Source organism: Xanthomonas sp. F10, assembly GCF_014206815.1.
Lineage (GTDB): Bacteria > Pseudomonadota > Gammaproteobacteria > Xanthomonadales > Xanthomonadaceae > Xanthomonas_A > Xanthomonas_A indica.
The window spans coordinates 1-16,594 of sequence record NZ_JACHNP010000005.1 but is presented as its reverse complement, the minus strand read 5'-3'; the positions used below and the strand labels follow the sequence as shown (position 1 = coordinate 16,594).

At 65.3% G+C, this 16,594-nt stretch carries 12 protein-coding genes, 1 tRNA gene and 1 pseudogene; all 14 read right to left on the bottom strand.

Features of this window, described 5'->3' with window-relative positions; translation table 11 throughout:
• On the bottom strand, window positions 1–137 hold a 137-nt coding region (locus FHR56_RS20450), incomplete at its 3' end, for a GTP-binding protein (RefSeq protein WP_238482135.1).
• 90 nt (window positions 138–227) lie between these two features.
• On the bottom strand, window positions 228–2,318 hold the full coding sequence (fusA, locus tag FHR56_RS20445; protein ID WP_184502856.1) for an elongation factor G: 2,091 nt from the start codon (window positions 2,316–2,318) through the stop codon (window positions 228–230).
• A gap of 138 nt (window positions 2,319–2,456) precedes the next feature.
• On the bottom strand, window positions 2,457–2,924 hold the full coding sequence (gene rpsG, locus FHR56_RS20440) for a 30S ribosomal protein S7 (RefSeq protein WP_010341334.1): 468 nt from the start codon (window positions 2,922–2,924) through the stop codon (window positions 2,457–2,459).
• A 12-nt stretch (window positions 2,925–2,936) separates the two neighbouring features.
• Window positions 2,937–3,311 (bottom strand): 30S ribosomal protein S12, encoded by a 375-nt coding sequence (gene rpsL / locus FHR56_RS20435; RefSeq protein WP_003469157.1) that lies wholly within the window; start codon window positions 3,309–3,311, stop codon window positions 2,937–2,939.
• 227 nt (window positions 3,312–3,538) lie between these two features.
• Complete coding sequence (gene rpoC / locus FHR56_RS20430; RefSeq protein ID WP_184502855.1) at window positions 3,539–7,756, bottom strand: DNA-directed RNA polymerase subunit beta'; 4,218 nt, start codon at window positions 7,754–7,756, stop codon at window positions 3,539–3,541.
• Between the two features lie 155 nt (window positions 7,757–7,911).
• On the bottom strand, window positions 7,912–12,063 hold the full coding sequence (rpoB, locus tag FHR56_RS20425) for a DNA-directed RNA polymerase subunit beta (RefSeq protein ID WP_010341337.1): 4,152 nt from the start codon (window positions 12,061–12,063) through the stop codon (window positions 7,912–7,914).
• A gap of 303 nt (window positions 12,064–12,366) precedes the next feature.
• Window positions 12,367–12,735 (bottom strand): 50S ribosomal protein L7/L12, encoded by a 369-nt coding sequence (rplL, locus tag FHR56_RS20420; protein WP_019797548.1) that lies wholly within the window; start codon window positions 12,733–12,735, stop codon window positions 12,367–12,369.
• A gap of 63 nt (window positions 12,736–12,798) precedes the next feature.
• A complete protein-coding gene (gene rplJ, locus FHR56_RS20415) occupies window positions 12,799–13,341 on the bottom strand; it encodes a 50S ribosomal protein L10 (RefSeq protein WP_010341340.1) in 543 nt (180 codons plus the stop codon).
• Window positions 13,342–13,822: 481 nt separating this feature from the next.
• Window positions 13,823–14,521, bottom strand: a complete 699-nt coding sequence (rplA, locus tag FHR56_RS20410; RefSeq protein ID WP_017908392.1) for a 50S ribosomal protein L1 — start codon at window positions 14,519–14,521, stop codon at window positions 13,823–13,825.
• Between the two features lie 3 nt (window positions 14,522–14,524).
• A complete protein-coding gene (gene rplK / locus FHR56_RS20405) occupies window positions 14,525–14,953 on the bottom strand; it encodes a 50S ribosomal protein L11 (protein ID WP_010341342.1) in 429 nt (142 codons plus the stop codon).
• Window positions 14,954–15,153: 200 nt separating this feature from the next.
• Window positions 15,154–15,711, bottom strand: a complete 558-nt coding sequence (gene nusG, locus FHR56_RS20400; protein ID WP_010341344.1) for a transcription termination/antitermination protein NusG — start codon at window positions 15,709–15,711, stop codon at window positions 15,154–15,156.
• A 13-nt stretch (window positions 15,712–15,724) separates the two neighbouring features.
• Window positions 15,725–16,138, bottom strand: coding sequence for a preprotein translocase subunit SecE (gene secE / locus FHR56_RS20395; protein ID WP_019796555.1), 414 nt, complete (start codon window positions 16,136–16,138; stop codon window positions 15,725–15,727).
• Between the two features lie 50 nt (window positions 16,139–16,188).
• Window positions 16,189–16,264 (bottom strand) — tRNA-Trp (locus FHR56_RS20390).
• 165 nt (window positions 16,265–16,429) lie between these two features.
• A pseudogene (locus tag FHR56_RS20385) lies at window positions 16,430–16,594 on the bottom strand (elongation factor Tu); the annotation flags it as partial.

Sequence of the window (16,594 nt, the reverse complement as noted above, 5' to 3'; positions counted from 1 at the left end):
GCCTTGAACTCGCCGCCGAAGCGCTCTGCGCCGATCTTGGTCAGCGCCGCGGTCAGCGTGGTCTTGCCGTGGTCGACGTGACCGATGGTGCCGACGTTGACGTGCGGCTTGGTGCGCTCGAACTTACCCTTTGCCATGTCTTCTCTACCTCGTGATTCGTATTGGGGGACGAGAGAGCGGGATGCGGCGCGGACCGGGTCCGCGGCACGCATCCCGTCGCTCTAATCTCAGTTCTTCTTGATGACCGAGTCGGCGATGTTGGCCGGCGCTTCGGCGTAGTGGTCGAACTCCATCGAGAACGTGGCGCGACCCTGCGACATCGAGCGCAGCGTGGTGGCGTAGCCGAACATTTCGCCCAGCGGCACCATCGCGTTGATCACCTTGCCCGACGGGCTGTCGTCCTGGCCCTGCAGGATGCCGCGACGACGGCTCACGTCGCCCATCACGTCGCCCAGGTAATCCTCCGGGGTAACGATCTCGACCTTCATGATCGGCTCCAGCAGCACCGGGTTGGCCTTGTTGAAGCCTTCCTTGAAGCCCATCGAGCCGGCGATCTTGAACGCCATTTCCGACGAGTCGACGTCGTGGTACGAACCGTCGATCAGGCGCACCTTGACGTCCACGATCGGGTAGCCGGCCATCACGCCATTGGCCACCGCTTCCTGGATGCCCTTGTCCACCGCCGGGATGTATTCCTTCGGCACGACGCCGCCGACGATCGCGTTCTCGAAGGTGTAGCCCTGGCCACGCTCCTGCGGCTCGATCTCGAGCACGACGTGACCGTACTGGCCCTTACCGCCGGACTGACGCACGAACTTGCCTTCCTGCTTGACCGCCTTGCGGATGGTCTCGCGGTAGGCAACCTGCGGCTTGCCGACGTTGGCTTCGACGTTGAACTCGCGCTTCATGCGGTCGACGATGATTTCCAGGTGCAGCTCGCCCATGCCACGGATGATGGTCTGGCCGGACTCTTCGTCGGTGTTGACGCGGAACGAGGGATCTTCCTGCGCCAGACGGCTCAGCGCGATGCCCATCTTTTCCTGGTCCGACTTGGTCTTCGGCTCGACCGCCATCGAGATCACCGGCTCCGGGAACACCATGCGTTCCAGGGTGATGATGTGGTCCTGCGCGCACAGCGTGTCGCCGGTGGTGACGTCCTTCAGGCCCACCGCCGCGGCGATGTCGCCCGCGCGCACTTCCTTGATCTCTTCGCGGTTGTTGGAGTGCATCTGCAGGATGCGGCCCACGCGCTCCTTCTTCGACTTGACCGGGTTGTACACCTGGTCGCCGGAGTTCAGCGTGCCGGAGTAGACGCGGAAGAAGGTCAGCGAACCGACGAACGGGTCGGTCATGATCTTGAACGCCAGCGCCGAGAACGGGGCGTTGTCGGTGGCCGGACGGCTGTCTTCCTTCTCGTCTTCGTCGATGCCCTTGACCGGCGGACGGTCGCTGGGCGACGGCAGCAGCTGGATCACGCCGTCGAGCATGGCCTGCACGCCCTTGTTCTTGAACGCGGTGCCGCAGTACACCGGCACCACCTCCACCTTCAGGGTGCGCTCGCGCAGACCGCCCAGGATCTCGGCCTCGGACAGGTCGCCCTCGTTGAGGTACTTGTCCATCAGGTCTTCATTGGCTTCGGCCGCGGCCTCGACCATGAACGCGCGCGCGTCGGTGGCCTTGTCGACCAGATGCGCGGGGATGTCGCGGTATTCGAACACGGTGCCCTGCGAGGCGGTATCCCAATGGATCGCCTTCATCTTGACCAGGTCGACCACGCCCTCGAAGCCGTCTTCGGCGCCGATCGGCACCTGCATCGGCACCGGGTAGGCGCCCAGGCGGGCCTTCAGCTGCTCGACGACCTTGTCGAAGTTGGCGCCGGTGCGGTCCATCTTGTTGACGAACGCCAGACGCGGCACCGCGTACTTGTTGGCCTGACGCCACACGGTCTCGGACTGCGGCTGCACGCCGCCGACCGCGCACAGCACGAACACCGCGCCGTCGAGCACGCGCAGCGAGCGCTCGACTTCGATGGTGAAGTCCACGTGCCCGGGGGTGTCGATGATGTTGAAGCGGTGCTGCGGCATGGACTTGTCCATGCCGGTCCAGAACGCGGTGGTGGCCGCGGAGGTGATCGTGATGCCACGCTCCTGCTCCTGCTCCATCCAGTCCATCGTCGCGGCACCGTCATGCACCTCGCCGATCTTGTGGCTGACGCCGGTGTAGAACAGGATGCGTTCGGAGGTGGTGGTCTTGCCGGCATCGATGTGGGCCATGATGCCGAAGTTGCGGTAACGCTCGATGGGAGTGGTACGGGCCACAGGGAGCCTCTCAAATTTCTTGGATTTCGGATGGCCGAACGCCGCCTTGCGGCGGCCTTCGGATTTGTGCCGCGCGCAACGGCGCGGCTAGCGGCACTCAGATGGTGCCAGCGGGCCCCGTTTCCAAGGCCCGGAAGGTCACCAGCGGTAGTGCGCGAACGCCTTGTTCGCTTCCGCCATGCGGTGAGTTTCTTCGCGCTTCTTGATGGCGCCGCCACGGTTTTCCGAGGCATCGACCAGCTCGGCCGCGAGCTTGCGCGGCATCGAGTTCTCGCCGCGCTTGCGCGCCGAGTCGATCAGCCAGCGCATCGCCAGCGCCATGCGACGGGAGGAACGCACCTCGACCGGCACCTGGTAGGTGGCACCGCCGACGCGGCGCGACTTGACCTCGACCGCCGGAGCGACGTTGTCCAGCGCCTTCTGCACCAGCTCGATGGCGTTGGGGTTCTTCTCGCCGATCACGTCCATCGCGCCGTACACGATCTTTTCGGCGACCGACTTCTTGCCGCTCAGCATCACCATGTTGATGAAGCGGGCGATGGTTTCGCTCCCGTGCTTGGGATCCGGGAGAACGGCGCGCTGCGGCGTATTACCTTTACGAGACATGTGTACTTTCCCTTAGCTCTTCGGGCGCTTGGCGCCGTACTTGGAACGGCCCTGGCGACGCTTGGCGACGCCGGCGGCGTCGAGCGAACCGCGCACGGTGTGGTAGCGCACGCCCGGCAGATCCTTGACGCGGCCGCCGCGGATCAGGACCACGGAGTGCTCCTGCAGGTTGTGGCCTTCGCCGCCGATGTAGCTGATGACCTCTTCCTGGTTGGTCAGGCGCACCTTGGCGACCTTGCGCAGGGCCGAGTTCGGCTTCTTCGGGGTGGTGGTGTACACGCGCGTGCAGACGCCACGGCGCTGCGGGCACTTGTCCAGCGCCGGAGAGGCGCTCTTGTAGGTGGTCGCCTGCCGCGGCTTGCGGACCAGCTGGTTGATCGTCGCCATCAGTGGATTCTTCTGATTGAGGCCGTCGGGCCTGGATGCGTGAAAACGAAGGCAGGCCGAAGGACGGCCTGCCGAGACAGGAAAGTATAGCGGGCAAGTCAAAGCGCCGTCAACTCAACGGAATTTTTACTTGCTGGCCCATCCGGGGCCGGAATACGGGGCGCTTCCGCTGCGCCCCCTTTCGCTTGGTAGAGCGGCCCCGCGGGCGGGACCGGTCCGCTTACTGCTTACTCTTCGCTGCCGGCAGCCGCCGGGGCGGAGGTCTCGACCGCCGGCTCGGCGCTGCCGCCGGACAGGGTCTGCATCTCCGACTCGGTCAGGCCGCTGGCATTGCGGCGGCGCGTGTTGTGGTACGCCAGGCCGGTACCGGCCGGGATCAGGCGACCCACGATCACGTTTTCCTTCAGGCCGCGCAGCGTGTCGCTGGTGCCGCGGACCGCCGCCTCGGTGAGGACGCGGGTGGTCTCCTGGAACGACGCGGCCGAAATGAACGACTCGGTCGCCAGCGAGGCCTTGGTGATGCCCAGCAGCACCGGCTCGTACTTGGCCGGCAGCTCGTTGCGCGTGACCAGGCGGGCATTCTCCTCGATGACGCGCTGGCGCTCGGCCTGCTCGCCGTTGAGGAACTTGCTGTTGCCCTGGTCGGTGATCTCGACCTTGCGCAGCATCTGCCGGGTGATGACCTCGATGTGCTTGTCGTTGATCTTCACGCCCTGCAGGCGGTACACGTCCTGGATTTCCTTGACCAGGTACGCGGCCAGCGGCTCGACGCCCAGCAGGCGCAGGATGTCCTGCGGGCTCGGCTCGCCGTCCACCACGGTTTCGCCCTTGGCCACGTGCTCGCCTTCGAACACGATGATCTGGCGGTACTTCGGGATCAGCTCTTCGTGCTCCGACCCGTCGGTGTCCTTGATGATCAGGCGCTGCTTGCCCTTGGTGTCCTTGCCGAAGCTGATGATGCCCGAGCGCTCGGCCAGGATCGCCGGATCCTTCGGCTTGCGCGCTTCGAACAGGTCGGCCACGCGCGGCAGACCACCGGTGATGTCGCGGGTCTTGGACGCTTCCTGCGGGATCTTGGCGACCACGTCGCCCACGCCGACCGGCGCGCCGTCCTGCAGGTTGACGATCGAGCGCGGCGGCAGCAGGTACTGCGCCGGCAGATCGGTACCCGGGATGGTCAGATCGTTGCCCTTGGCGTCGACGATGCGCACAATCGGGCGCAGGTCCTTGGCCTGGGTGCCGCGACGCTTCGGATCGGTGATCTCGCGCGAAGCCAGGCCGGTCAGTTCGTCGGTCTTCTCGATGACGGTGACGCCGTCGATGAAGTCGATGAAGCGGATGAAACCGGCCACTTCCGACACGATCGGGTGGTTGTGCGGATCCCAGTTCGCCACCGACTGGCCGGCCTTGACCGCATCACCGTCCTTGGCGGTGATGGTGGCGCCGTACGGCAGCTTGTAGCGCTCGCGCTCGCGGCCGTGGCCGTCGAGCACCGACAGTTCGCCCGAACGCGACACCGCCACCAGCGAGCCGTTGGCATGCTCGACCGACTTGAGGTTGTTGAACTTGATCGAACCGGTGGTCTTGACCGTGATGTTGTCCACCGCGGCCGCACGCGATGCCGCGCCGCCGATGTGGAAGGTACGCATGGTCAGCTGGGTACCCGGCTCACCGATCGACTGCGCGGCGATGACGCCGACCGCTTCGCCGATGTTGACCAGGTGGCCACGGGCCAGGTCGCGGCCGTAGCAGCGCGCGCACACGCCGAACGCCGATTCGCAGGTGATGGTCGAGCGGACCTTGACCGACTGCACGCCGGCCTCTTCCAGCTTGGCCACCCACTGCTCGTCGAGCAGGGTGTTGCGGGTGACGATCGGATCCTCGTCGTTGCCCGGCAGGAACACGTCCTCGGCCACCACGCGGCCGAGCACGCGGTCGCGCAACGGCTCGACCACGTCGCCGCCTTCCACGATCGGGGTCATGGTCAGGCCGTCGGTGGTGCCGCAATCGGGCTCGGTGATCACCACGTCCTGCGCCACGTCGACCAGGCGACGGGTCAGGTAACCGGAGTTGGCGGTCTTCAGCGCGGTATCGGCCAGACCCTTACGGGCACCGTGGGTGGAGTTGAAGTACTCCTGCACGTTCAGGCCTTCGCGGAAGTTCGCCTTGATCGGCGTCTCGATGATCGAGCCGTCCGGGCGGGCCATCAGGCCGCGCATGCCGGCCAGCTGACGGATCTGCGCCTGCGAACCACGCGCGCCGGAGTCGGCCATGATGTACAGCGAGTTCATCGACTTCTGGTCGATGGTCTCGCCCTTGGCGTTGACCACCTTCTCGGTGCCGATGGTGTCCATCATCGCCTTGGCGATGCGCTCGTTGGTGCGCGACCAGATGTCCACGACCTTGTTGTAGCGCTCGCCGGCGGTGACCAGACCGGACTGGTACTGCTCCTGGATTTCCAGCACTTCCTGCTCGGCTTCGCCGAGGATGCCCTTCTTCTCCGACGGGATCAGCATGTCGTCGATGCCGATCGACACGCCCGCGCGGGTGGCGTAGGCGAAGCCGGTGTACATCAGCTTGTCGGCGAACACCACGCTGTCCTTCAGACCCAGCTGACGGTAGCTGGAGTTGATCAGGCGGCTGATGTTCTTCTTGGTCAGCTCGGTGTTGGCCAGCGCGAACGGCAGGCCTTCCGGCAGGATTTCGGCCAGCAGCGCACGCCCGATCGTGGTGTCCACGATCGAGGCCTTCTTGGTGCGGTTGCCGTCCTCGTCGATCACCGTCTCGGTGATGCGGACCTTGACCTTGGCGTGCAGTTCGACCGCACGGTTGTCGTAGGCGCGCTTCACTTCGGCGATGTTGGCGAAGACCATGCCCTCGCCCTTCTTGTTCTCCAGCGCGCGGGTCATGTAGTACAGACCCAGCACCACGTCCTGCGACGGCACGATGATCGGCTCGCCGTTGGCCGGCGACAGGATGTTGTTGGTGGACATCATCAGCGCGCGCGCTTCCAGCTGCGCTTCCAGCGACAGCGGCACGTGCACGGCCATCTGGTCACCGTCGAAGTCGGCGTTGAACGCGGTGCAGACCAGCGGGTGCAGCTGGATCGCCTTGCCTTCGATCAGCACCGGCTCGAACGCCTGGATGCCCAGACGGTGCAGGGTCGGCGCACGGTTCAGCAGTACCGGGTGCTCGCGGATCACCTCTTCCAGGATGTCCCAGACCTCGGCTTCTTCGCGCTCGACCAGCTTCTTGGCGGCCTTGATGGTGGTGGCCAGGCCGCGACGCTGCAGCTTGGCGAACACGAACGGCTTGAACAGCTCCAGCGCCATCTTCTTCGGCAGGCCGCACTCGTGCAGGCGCAGGGTCGGGCCGACCACGATCACCGAACGGCCGGAGTAGTCCACGCGCTTGCCGAGCAGGTTCTGGCGGAACCGGCCCTGCTTGCCCTTGATCATGTCGGCCAGCGACTTCAGCGGGCGCTTGTTGGTGCCGGTGATGGCACGGCCGCGACGGCCGTTGTCCAGCAGCGCATCGACCGATTCCTGCAGCATGCGCTTTTCGTTGCGCACGATGATGTCCGGCGCGTTCAGCTCGAGCAGGCGGCGCAGACGGTTGTTGCGGTTGATGACGCGGCGGTACAGGTCGTTCAGATCGGAGGTCGCGAAGCGGCCGCCGTCCAGCGGCACCAGCGGACGCAGATCCGGCGGCAGCACCGGCAGCACGGTCATCACCATCCACTCCGGACGGTTGCCGGACTCGATGAAGGCCTCGATCAGCTTGATGCGCTTGGTCAGGCGCTTGAGCTTGGTCTCCGACCCGGTGCCGGCGATCTCTTCACGCAGGCGGGTCATTTCCGACTGCAGGTCGATGGTGCGCAGCAACTCGTACACCGCCTCGGCGCCCATGGCGGCGTCGAAGTCGTCGCCGTGCTCCTGGCGCGCGGTCAGGTACTGCTCTTCGGTCAGCAGCTGGCGGCGCTCGAGCGCGGTCAGGCCCGGCTCGGTCACCACGTAGGCTTCGAAGTACAGCACGCGCTCGATGTCGCGCAGGGTCATGTCCAGCATCAGGCCGATGCGCGACGGCAGCGACTTCAGGAACCAGATGTGCGCGACCGGCGAGGCCAGGTCGATGTGGCCCATGCGCTCGCGGCGCACCTTGGCCAGGGTCACTTCAGTGCCGCACTTCTCGCAGACCACGCCGCGGTGCTTCATGCGCTTGTACTTGCCGCACAGGCACTCGTAGTCCTTGATCGGGCCGAAGATGGCGGCGCAGAACAGGCCGTCGCGCTCCGGCTTGAAGGTACGGTAGTTGATGGTTTCCGGCTTCTTCACTTCGCCGAAGGACCACGAACGGATCAGGTCCGGCGAGGCCAGCGCGATCTTGATCGCGTCGAAGTCCAGCGTCTGGCGCTGCTGGTTGAAGAGGTTGAGCAGGTCTTTCATTGGGTATCTCCGGGTCGGAGGAATTTCGTATCGAGGACGGGGGCGGAAAGGGTTCTATCGGGACCCGGGACTCGGGACCGGGGACCCGGAAAAGCAGAGCGGCTGCGCTCCTGGCTTTTCCGAGTCCCGGGCCCCGGGATCCGGGTCCCGGCCCCTCAGTCTTCCAGTTCCATGTTGATCGCCAGCGAGCGGATTTCCTTCACCAGCACGTTGAAGGACTCCGGCATGCCGGCGACCATCTCGTGCTCGCCGTCGACGATGTTCTTGTACATCTGGTTGCGGCCCTGCACGTCGTCGGACTTCACCGTCAGCATTTCCTGCAGGGTGTAGGCCGCGCCGTAGGCTTCCAGCGCCCAGACTTCCATTTCGCCGAAGCGCTGGCCGCCGAACTGCGCCTTGCCGCCCAGCGGCTGCTGGGTGACCAACGAGTACGGGCCGGTGGAGCGCGCGTGCATCTTGTCGTCGACCAGGTGGTTCAGCTTCAGCATGTGCATGTAGCCGACCGTGGTGTGGCGATCGAATGCCTCGCCGGTGCGGCCGTCGTACAGCTGGGTCTGGCCGCTGATCGGCAGGTCGGCGAGTTCGAGCATGTGCTTGATCTCGGCCTCGGTCGCACCGTCGAACACCGGGGTGGCCATCGGCACGCCGTCGGTCAGGTTCTTCGACAGCGCCAGCAGCTCCGCGTCGCTGAACTGGTCCAGATCCACGCGGTCCTCGCCCAGCTTCTGGTCGTGGTTGTAGATCTGCGCCAGGAACTTGCGCAGGTCGGCGACCTTGGCCTGGGCCTCGAGCATGTTCTGGATCTTGCGACCCAGGCCCTTGGCGGCCCAGCCCAGGTGCACTTCCAGCACCTGACCGATGTTCATACGCGACGGCACGCCCAGCGGGTTCAGCACGATGTCCACGGTCTCGCCGTTGGCCATGTACGGCATGTCCTCGATCGGCTGGATCATCGACACGACACCCTTGTTGCCGTGGCGACCGGCCATCTTGTCGCCGGGCTGGATGCGGCGCTTCACCGCCAGGAACACCTTGACCATCTTCAGCACGCCCGGAGCGAGGTCGTCGCCGGCGGTGATCTTGCCGCGCTTGTCGGCGAAGCGACGCTCGAACTCCTTCTCGTGCGCCTGGATCTGCTTCTGCGCGCGCTCGATCGCCTCGGAGGCGTCCTCGTCCTTCATGCGCAGCGCGAACCAGTCGGACTTCTTCAGGCCGTCCAGGTAGGCGTCGCTGATGGTGTCGCCCTTCTTCAGGTTCGGACCGCCGTTGGCGACCTTGCCGATCAGCTGGCCACGCAGACGCGCATAGATCGCGCTCTCCAGGATGCGGAACTGGTCGTCGAAGTCCTTCTTGACGCGCTTGATCTCGTTTTCCTCGATCTGGCGGGCGCGCTTGTCCTTCTCGATACCGTCGCGGGTGAACACCTGCACGTCGATGACGGTGCCGTCCATGCCCGGCGGCACGCGCAGCGAGCTGTCCTTCACGTCCGAAGCCTTCTCGCCGAAGATCGCGCGAAGCAGCTTCTCTTCCGGGGTCAGCTGGCTCTCGCCCTTCGGCGTGACCTTGCCGACCATGATGTCGCCGGCGCGCACTTCCGCACCGATGTACACCACGCCGCTCTCGTCCAGACGGTTCAGCGCCTGCTCGGACACGTTGGGGATGTCGGCGGAGATTTCCTCCGGCCCCAGCTTGGTGTCGCGCGCCACGCAGGTCAGCTCTTCGATGTGGATCGTGGTGTAGCGATCCTCTTCCACCACGCGCTCGGAGAGCAGGATGGAGTCTTCGAAGTTGTAGCCGTTCCACGGCATGAACGCGATCAGCATGTTCTGGCCCAGGGCCAGCTCGCCGATGTCGGTCGAGGGACCGTCGGCCAGCACGTCGCCGCGCGCGATCACGTCGCCCACGTTCACCAGCGGACGCTGGTTGATGCAGGTGTTCTGGTTGGAACGCGTGTACTTGATCAGGTTGTAGATGTCGACGCCGGCGTCGGTGCCGCCGCCGATCTCGGCCTCGTTGACCTTGACCACGATACGGCCGGCGTCGATCTGCTCGATCACGCCGCCACGGCGCGCGTTCACGGTCACGCCCGAGTCGCGCGCCACGGCGCGCTCGATGCCGGTGCCGACCAGCGGCTTCTGCGCACGCAGCGTCGGCACGGCCTGGCGCTGCATGTTCGCGCCCATCAGCGCGCGGTTGGCGTCGTCGTGCTCCAGGAACGGCACCAGCGCGGCCGCGATCGACACGGTCTGCATCGGCGACACGTCCATGAAGTGCACTTCCGCCGGCGGCTTCAGCAGCGACTCGCCCTGGTAGCGGCACGGCACGAACTGCTCGGTCAGGCGGCTCTTGGCATCGTGCAGCGCGTTGGCCTGGGCGATGACGTACTCGTTCTCTTCGATCGCCGACAGGTACTCGACTTCGTCGGTGATCTGGCCGTCCACGACCTTACGGTACGGCGTCTCCAGGAAGCCGTACTGGTTGGTGCGGGCATACACCGCCAGCGAGTTGATCAGGCCGATGTTCGGGCCTTCCGGGGTTTCGATGGTGCAGACGCGGCCGTAGTGGGTCGGATGCACGTCGCGCACTTCGAAGCCGGCGCGCTCGCGGGTCAGGCCGCCCGGGCCCAGCGCGGAGACGCGACGCTTGTGCGTCACTTCCGACAGCGGGTTGTTCTGGTCCATGAACTGCGACAGCTGCGAGGAGCCGAAGAACTCCTTGATCGCGGCGGCCACCGGCTTGGCGTTGATCAGTTCCTGCGGGGTCAGGCCTTCGGACTCGGCCATCGACAGGCGCTCCTTGACCGCGCGCTCGACGCGGACCAGGCCCACGCGGAACACGTTCTCGGCCATTTCGCCGACCGAGCGCACGCGACGGTTGCCCAGGTGGTCGATGTCGTCGACCACGCCGCGGCCGTTGCGGATCTCGGTCAGGACCTTGATCACGTCCAGGATGTCGGAGCTGTCGCCGTGCTCGGCGACCAGGCGCTTGGACTCCTCGTCGTTGCGCTCGCCGAAGTACTTCTTGTCGTACAGCACCGACTCGCCGGTGACTTCCTTGCGGCCGACGCGACGGTTGAACTTCATGCGGCCGACCGTGGACAGGTCGTAGCGCTCGAAGGTGAAGAACAGGTTGTGGAACAGGTTCTGCGCGGCGTCCTTGGTCGGCGGCTCGCCCGGACGCATCATGCGGTAGATCTCGACCAGCGCCTCGAGCTGGGTCTTGGTCGGATCGATGCGCAGGGTGTTGGACAGGTACGGACCACGATCCAGGTCGTTGACCCACAGCGTGCCCACGGCGTCGACGCCGGCCTTGCGGAACGCGGTCAGCTGATCTTCGCTGATCTCGTCGTTGGCGCTGGCCAGCAGTTCGCCGGTCGAAGCATCGACCACGTCGTGCGACAGGATGCGGCCGACCAGGTACTCGTCGGGCACGGCCAGCGCGGCGATGCCGGAGGCCTCGAGCTGCTTGACGTGGCGCGCGGTGATGCGCTTGCCGGCTTCGACGATGACCTTGTCGCCGTCGGCCAGGTCGAAGTTCAGGGTCTCGCCGCGCAGGCGCTCGGGCACCAGCTCCAGCTGCACGCCTTCCTTCGGGTCGATGTGGAAGGTGTTGATCTCGAAGAACTCCGAGAGCATCTCCTCGTTCGAGTAGCCGAGCGCGCGCAGCAGGATCGACACCGGCAGCTTGCGCCGGCGGTCGATACGGGTGAACAGCGCGTCCTTCGGGTCGAACTCGAAGTCCAGCCAGGAGCCGCGGTACGGAATGATGCGGGCGCTGTACAGCAGCTTGCCCGAGCTGTGGGTCTTGCCACGGTCGTGGTCGAAGAACACGCCCGGCGAGCGGTGCAGCTGCGAGACGATGACGCGCTCGGTGCCGTTGACGATGAAGGTGCCGTTGTCGGTCATCAGCGGGATTTCGCCGAGGTAGACCTCCTGCTCCTTGACGTACTTGATCGCCTTGGTCGAGGACTCGCGGTCGTAGATCACCAGGCGCACGGTCACGCGCAGCGGCGCGCCGTAGCTCATGCCGCGCTGGCGGCATTCACGCTCGTCGAACACCGGTTCGCCGAGCTTGTAGCCGACGTACTCCAGCGCCGCGTTGCCGCTGTAGCTGGAGATCGGGAACACCGATTTCAGGGCCGCGTGCAGGCCGTGGTCCGAACGCTTGTTCGGGTCGGTGTTCTCCTGCAGGAACTCGCGGTAGGAATCCACCTGGATGGCGAGCAGGAACGGCACTTCGAGGATCGAGCGCTGCTTGCCGAAGTCCTTGCGGATACGCTTCTTTTCGGTGAACGAATAAGACGTCATGAGGTATCACCTTGGCTGATGCGGGCCGCGCGTCCGCGGCCCTGAGTGAACATAAATTGTCAGTTGGAAGTCGCTGGTATTGCCGGCACCAGCACGCCTTCTCCCGCTACTTCCAACTACCAACTCGGTGGTGAAGCAGGGAATGGGGAATGGAGAAAGGGGAATCGTGGAGCGCACGTAGCGTGGCTGTTCCGATTCTCCATTCCCGATTCCCGGTTCCCGCCTGAAACGGCCAAAGGCCGGGGGCTTTCGCCCCCAGCCTTCAGTGCATCGCCTTGAACGGCTGGCGATGCAAGGGACTGCTTACTTGACTTCGACCTTCGCGCCAGCGGCTTCCAGGTCCTTCTTGAACTTGTCGGCGTCTTCCTTCGACACGGCTTCCTTCAGCACGCCGCCGGCCTCGGTGAGGTCCTTGGCTTCCTTCAGGCCCAGGCCGGTGATGGCGCGGACAGCCTTGATGACGTCGACCTTCTTGGCGCCGGCGTCGACCAGGATGACGTTGAACTCGGTCTGCTCTTCGACCGGGGCGGCGGCCACGGCCGGGCCGGCAGCGGCGACCGGGGCGGCGGCGGAAACGCCGAACTTGTCTTCGATGGCCTTGACCAGCTCCATCACTTCCATGAGGGTCTTTTCGGCGATTGCGTCGACGATCTGCTCGTTAGACAGGGACATTGTGATTACCTTTGGAATTTTTTCTGGATGAGGTTCTAGTGAACCGTTTCAGGTGTCGCGAACTTAAGCCGTTTCGGCCGGGGCTTCCGCTTCGGCGTCGGCGGGAGCGGCGTCGCCGCCACCCTGCTTGTCGCCCACGGCCTTGACCGCACGGGCGAACATGCTCGCCGGCTCGGCCAGGACGCGTGCCAGCATGGCCAGCGCCTGCTCGCGGGTCGGCAGCGACGCCAACACCTCGAGATGAGCGGCCGGATACAGCTGACCACCCAGCGACACGACCTTGGCCTGCAGCTTGTCGTTACCCTTGGCGAATTCCTTGATCAGACGACCGGCAGCGCCGGGTTCTTCCGTCGAGAACGCATACAGCAGCGGACCGACCAGCGCGTCCTGGACGCACTCGTATTCGGTACCGGCAACGGCACGCGCGGCCAGGGTGTTCTTGACAACACGCAAGTACACACCGGTTTCGCGCGCCTTCTTGCGCATCGCGGTCATTTGCGAGACCGTGATGCCGGCGTACTCGGCAGCAACCAAGGAGTGGGCCTTCGCGGCGACGTCGGCCAGTTCGGCGACGACTTCTTGCTTCTGGGACAGATTGAGAGCCATTGCACTCCTCCGTTAAAGCCGGGAGTTGGGATTGGTGATTCGGGATTCGTCAGGAGCCGCAACGCCGCTCTTGCCGATCCCCAATCTCTAATCTCGAATCCCTGCTTCAAACTTACTCCGCTCGCGGCTCCTGCCGCTTGCGGTCCTAGGCGGCCTCCTTCCTGGATGCCGGGGATGCCGCATGGCATCCCAGTTGGTGGCCGTTCCAGACCTGGAGTGAGCGCGCCCGGGACACCGGGCTGGCCTGCACCAGAAAAACTCCAGAAAGGCGGCACCATCTACGCCGGCTGGCCCCGAGGGGCTGATTAAGCGATCCCGCTGTACCGACGGCGACTCCTTGCCATTTCGAGCTTCCGTGCCCGTCGTCGGTATGCGCAGACCGCGCCTGCGGTCTTTGACGGCTTCGCGTCGGGTTGCCCCGGGCGACGCCTTCAAAAGGGTGAAACCGGCGCCGCACCTCGCGGGCGGCGCCGTCTTGCGATTACTTCAGGGACAGCGAAGCCTGATCGATGGTGACGCCCGGACCCATGGTCGAGCTCACCGAGATCTTCTGCAGGTAGGTGCCCTTCGAGGTCGCCGGCTTGGCCTTGACCAGGTCCAGCAGCAGCGCCTGCAGGTTGCTCTTCAGCGCATCGTCTTCGAAGCTGGCCTTGCCGATGGTGCAGTGGATGATGCCGGCCTTGTCGGTGCGGTAGCGCACCTGACCCGACTTGGCGTTCTTGACCGCTTCGGCCGGGTTGGCGGACACGGTGCCGACCTTGGGGTTCGGCATCAGGCCGCGCGGGCCCAGCAGGGTGCCCAGCTTACCGACGACGCGCATCGCGTCCGGGGTGGCGATGACCACGTCGTAGTTCAGGTCGCCGCCCTGCATCTTCTCGGCCAGGTCGTCCATGCCGACGGCGTCGGCACCGGCGGCCAGCGCTTCGTCAGCCTTGGCGCCGGCGGGGGCGAACACCGCCACGCGCACGCTCTTGCCGGTACCGGCCGGCAGCACGGTGGAACCGCGCACCTGCTGGTCGGACTTCTTGGCGTCCACGCCCAGGCGCACGGCCACGTCGACGGCTTCGACGAACTTGGCCTTGCTGGTGGTCTTGACGATCTTCAGCGCTTCGTCGATCGAATACGCCTTGCCCGGCTGCACGGCAGCACGGATCGCTTTCTGTCGCTTGGTCTGTGCCATTGCTTAACCCTCCACCGTCAGGCCCATGCTGCGGGCGGAACCCGCAATCGTGCGTACCGCCGCTTCCAGCTCCGCCGCCGTCAGGTCGGCTTCCTTCGCCTTGGCGATCTCTTCGAGCTGCTTGCGGGTCACCTTGCCCACCTTCTCGGTGTTCGGACGCTTGGAGCCGGAGCTCACGCCCGCGGCCTTCTTCAGCAGCACGCTGGCCGGGGTGCTCTTGGTGACGAAGGTGAAGGTACGGTCCGAATAGGCCGTGATGATGACCGGAGTCGGCAGGCCCGGCTCCAGCTTCTGCGTGGCGGCGTTGAACGCCTTGCAGAATTCCATGATGTTCAGACCGCGCTGACCCAGCGCAGGACCGACCGGCGGCGAGGGGTTGGCCTGACCGGCCTTCACCTGCAGCTTGATGTAACCGACGACTTTCTTTGCCATTTTAGTGTCTCCGGGTGCTAGCGCCTAAACCGCAGGCTCCCCATCGCGACGGGAAAATCACGTGTCCCGCCATCACGTTTTTGAAGTGCGCAGAAAGCCGCCTCGCGGCGGCTTCCGTTCTGCCCGGCGGCTTGCCTGGACAGGGAGCCGCGCAGTATAGCAGAGATTTTGGCGCCCGGCGCAGCCGCGCCGGGGCGGGCTCAGGCCTTCTCGACCTGGCCGAATTCCAGTTCCACCGGGGTGGAGCGGCCGAAGATCAGCACCGCCACGCGTAGGCGACTCTTCTCGTAGTTGACTTCCTCGACCACGCCGTTGAAGTCGTTGAACGGGCCGTCGGTGACGCGGACCATCTGGCCCGGCTCGAACAGCACCTTGGGACGCGGCTTCTCCACGCCATCCTGAACGCGCTGCAGGATCGCATCGGCCTCTTCGTCGCGGATCGGCAGCGGACGGTCGGCGGTGCCGCCGATGAAGCCCATCACCTTCGGCGTTTCCTTGACCAGATGCCAGCTTTCGTTGTCGATGCGCGGAATGCCGCCTTCATCGTGGGTTTCGATCTGCACCAGCACGTAACCCGGGAAGAACTTGCGCTCGGAACGGCGCTTCTGGCCGGAGCGCATCTCGATCACTTCCTCGGTGGGCACCAGCACGTCGCCGAAGCGCTCCTGCATCTCGTCACGCGCAATACGGTCGCGCAGCGCTTGCGCCACGGACTTCTCGAAGCCTGAATAGGCGTGAACGACATACCAACGCTTCACTGCTGCACTCTCCTCAACGGCTCACGAACCACTGCATCAGCTTCTGGATCAGGAAATCGAACCCGCCCAGCAACAGACTCAGAATGATCACCACCACGATCACCACCCAGGTGGTGCGAATGGCTTCCTGACGGGTCGGCCACACCACCTTGCGCAGTTCGAAACGGGACTCGGACAGGAACTCGCGGCCTTCGCGGCCCTTGGCGGTCAGCAGGAACACCGCGGCACCGGCCACCAGACCCGCGATCACCGCCAGTGCGCGCAGCGGACCGGACCAGCTCCCCAGCTGTGCAGCACGGCTCGACTCGCCGAACCAGAACCAGACAAACAGGCCAGCGACCACCAGCAGCGCAGCGATGACGTACTTGACGATATCGCCGCCGGAGGATGCGGCGGGGCCTTTGGAATGCTCGATCTTGCTGTTCATCCGACTCTTGCTGCTATGCGACCGAGGTCACTGGATAGGGAGCGGCAGATTGGCACGCCAGGAGGGACTCGAACCCCCAACCTGCGGTTTTGGAGACCGCTGCTCTGCCAATTGAGCTACTGGCGTGTAGTAAGAACGACTGCACTTCCCTGAGACGGCGAAGGCGGACCGAAGGTTCCGGCCCGCCCTTCGCTGAACCCGGCGACCGGAGTCGCCTGCACCTCGTCGGATTCCGGCGGCCGAAGCCGCCGTCCTGCCGTCGAGCCCGGCGGTCTGCGCCGCCGGAGGGCATTACTTGATGATCTTGGCCACCACGCCGGCGCCGACGGTACGGCCGCCTTCGCGGATCGCGAAGCGCAGACCTTCGTCCATCGCCACCGGGTTGATCAGCGTCACCACCATCTTGACGTTGTCGCCCGGCATCACCATTTCCACGCCTTCCGGCAGCTGCACCGC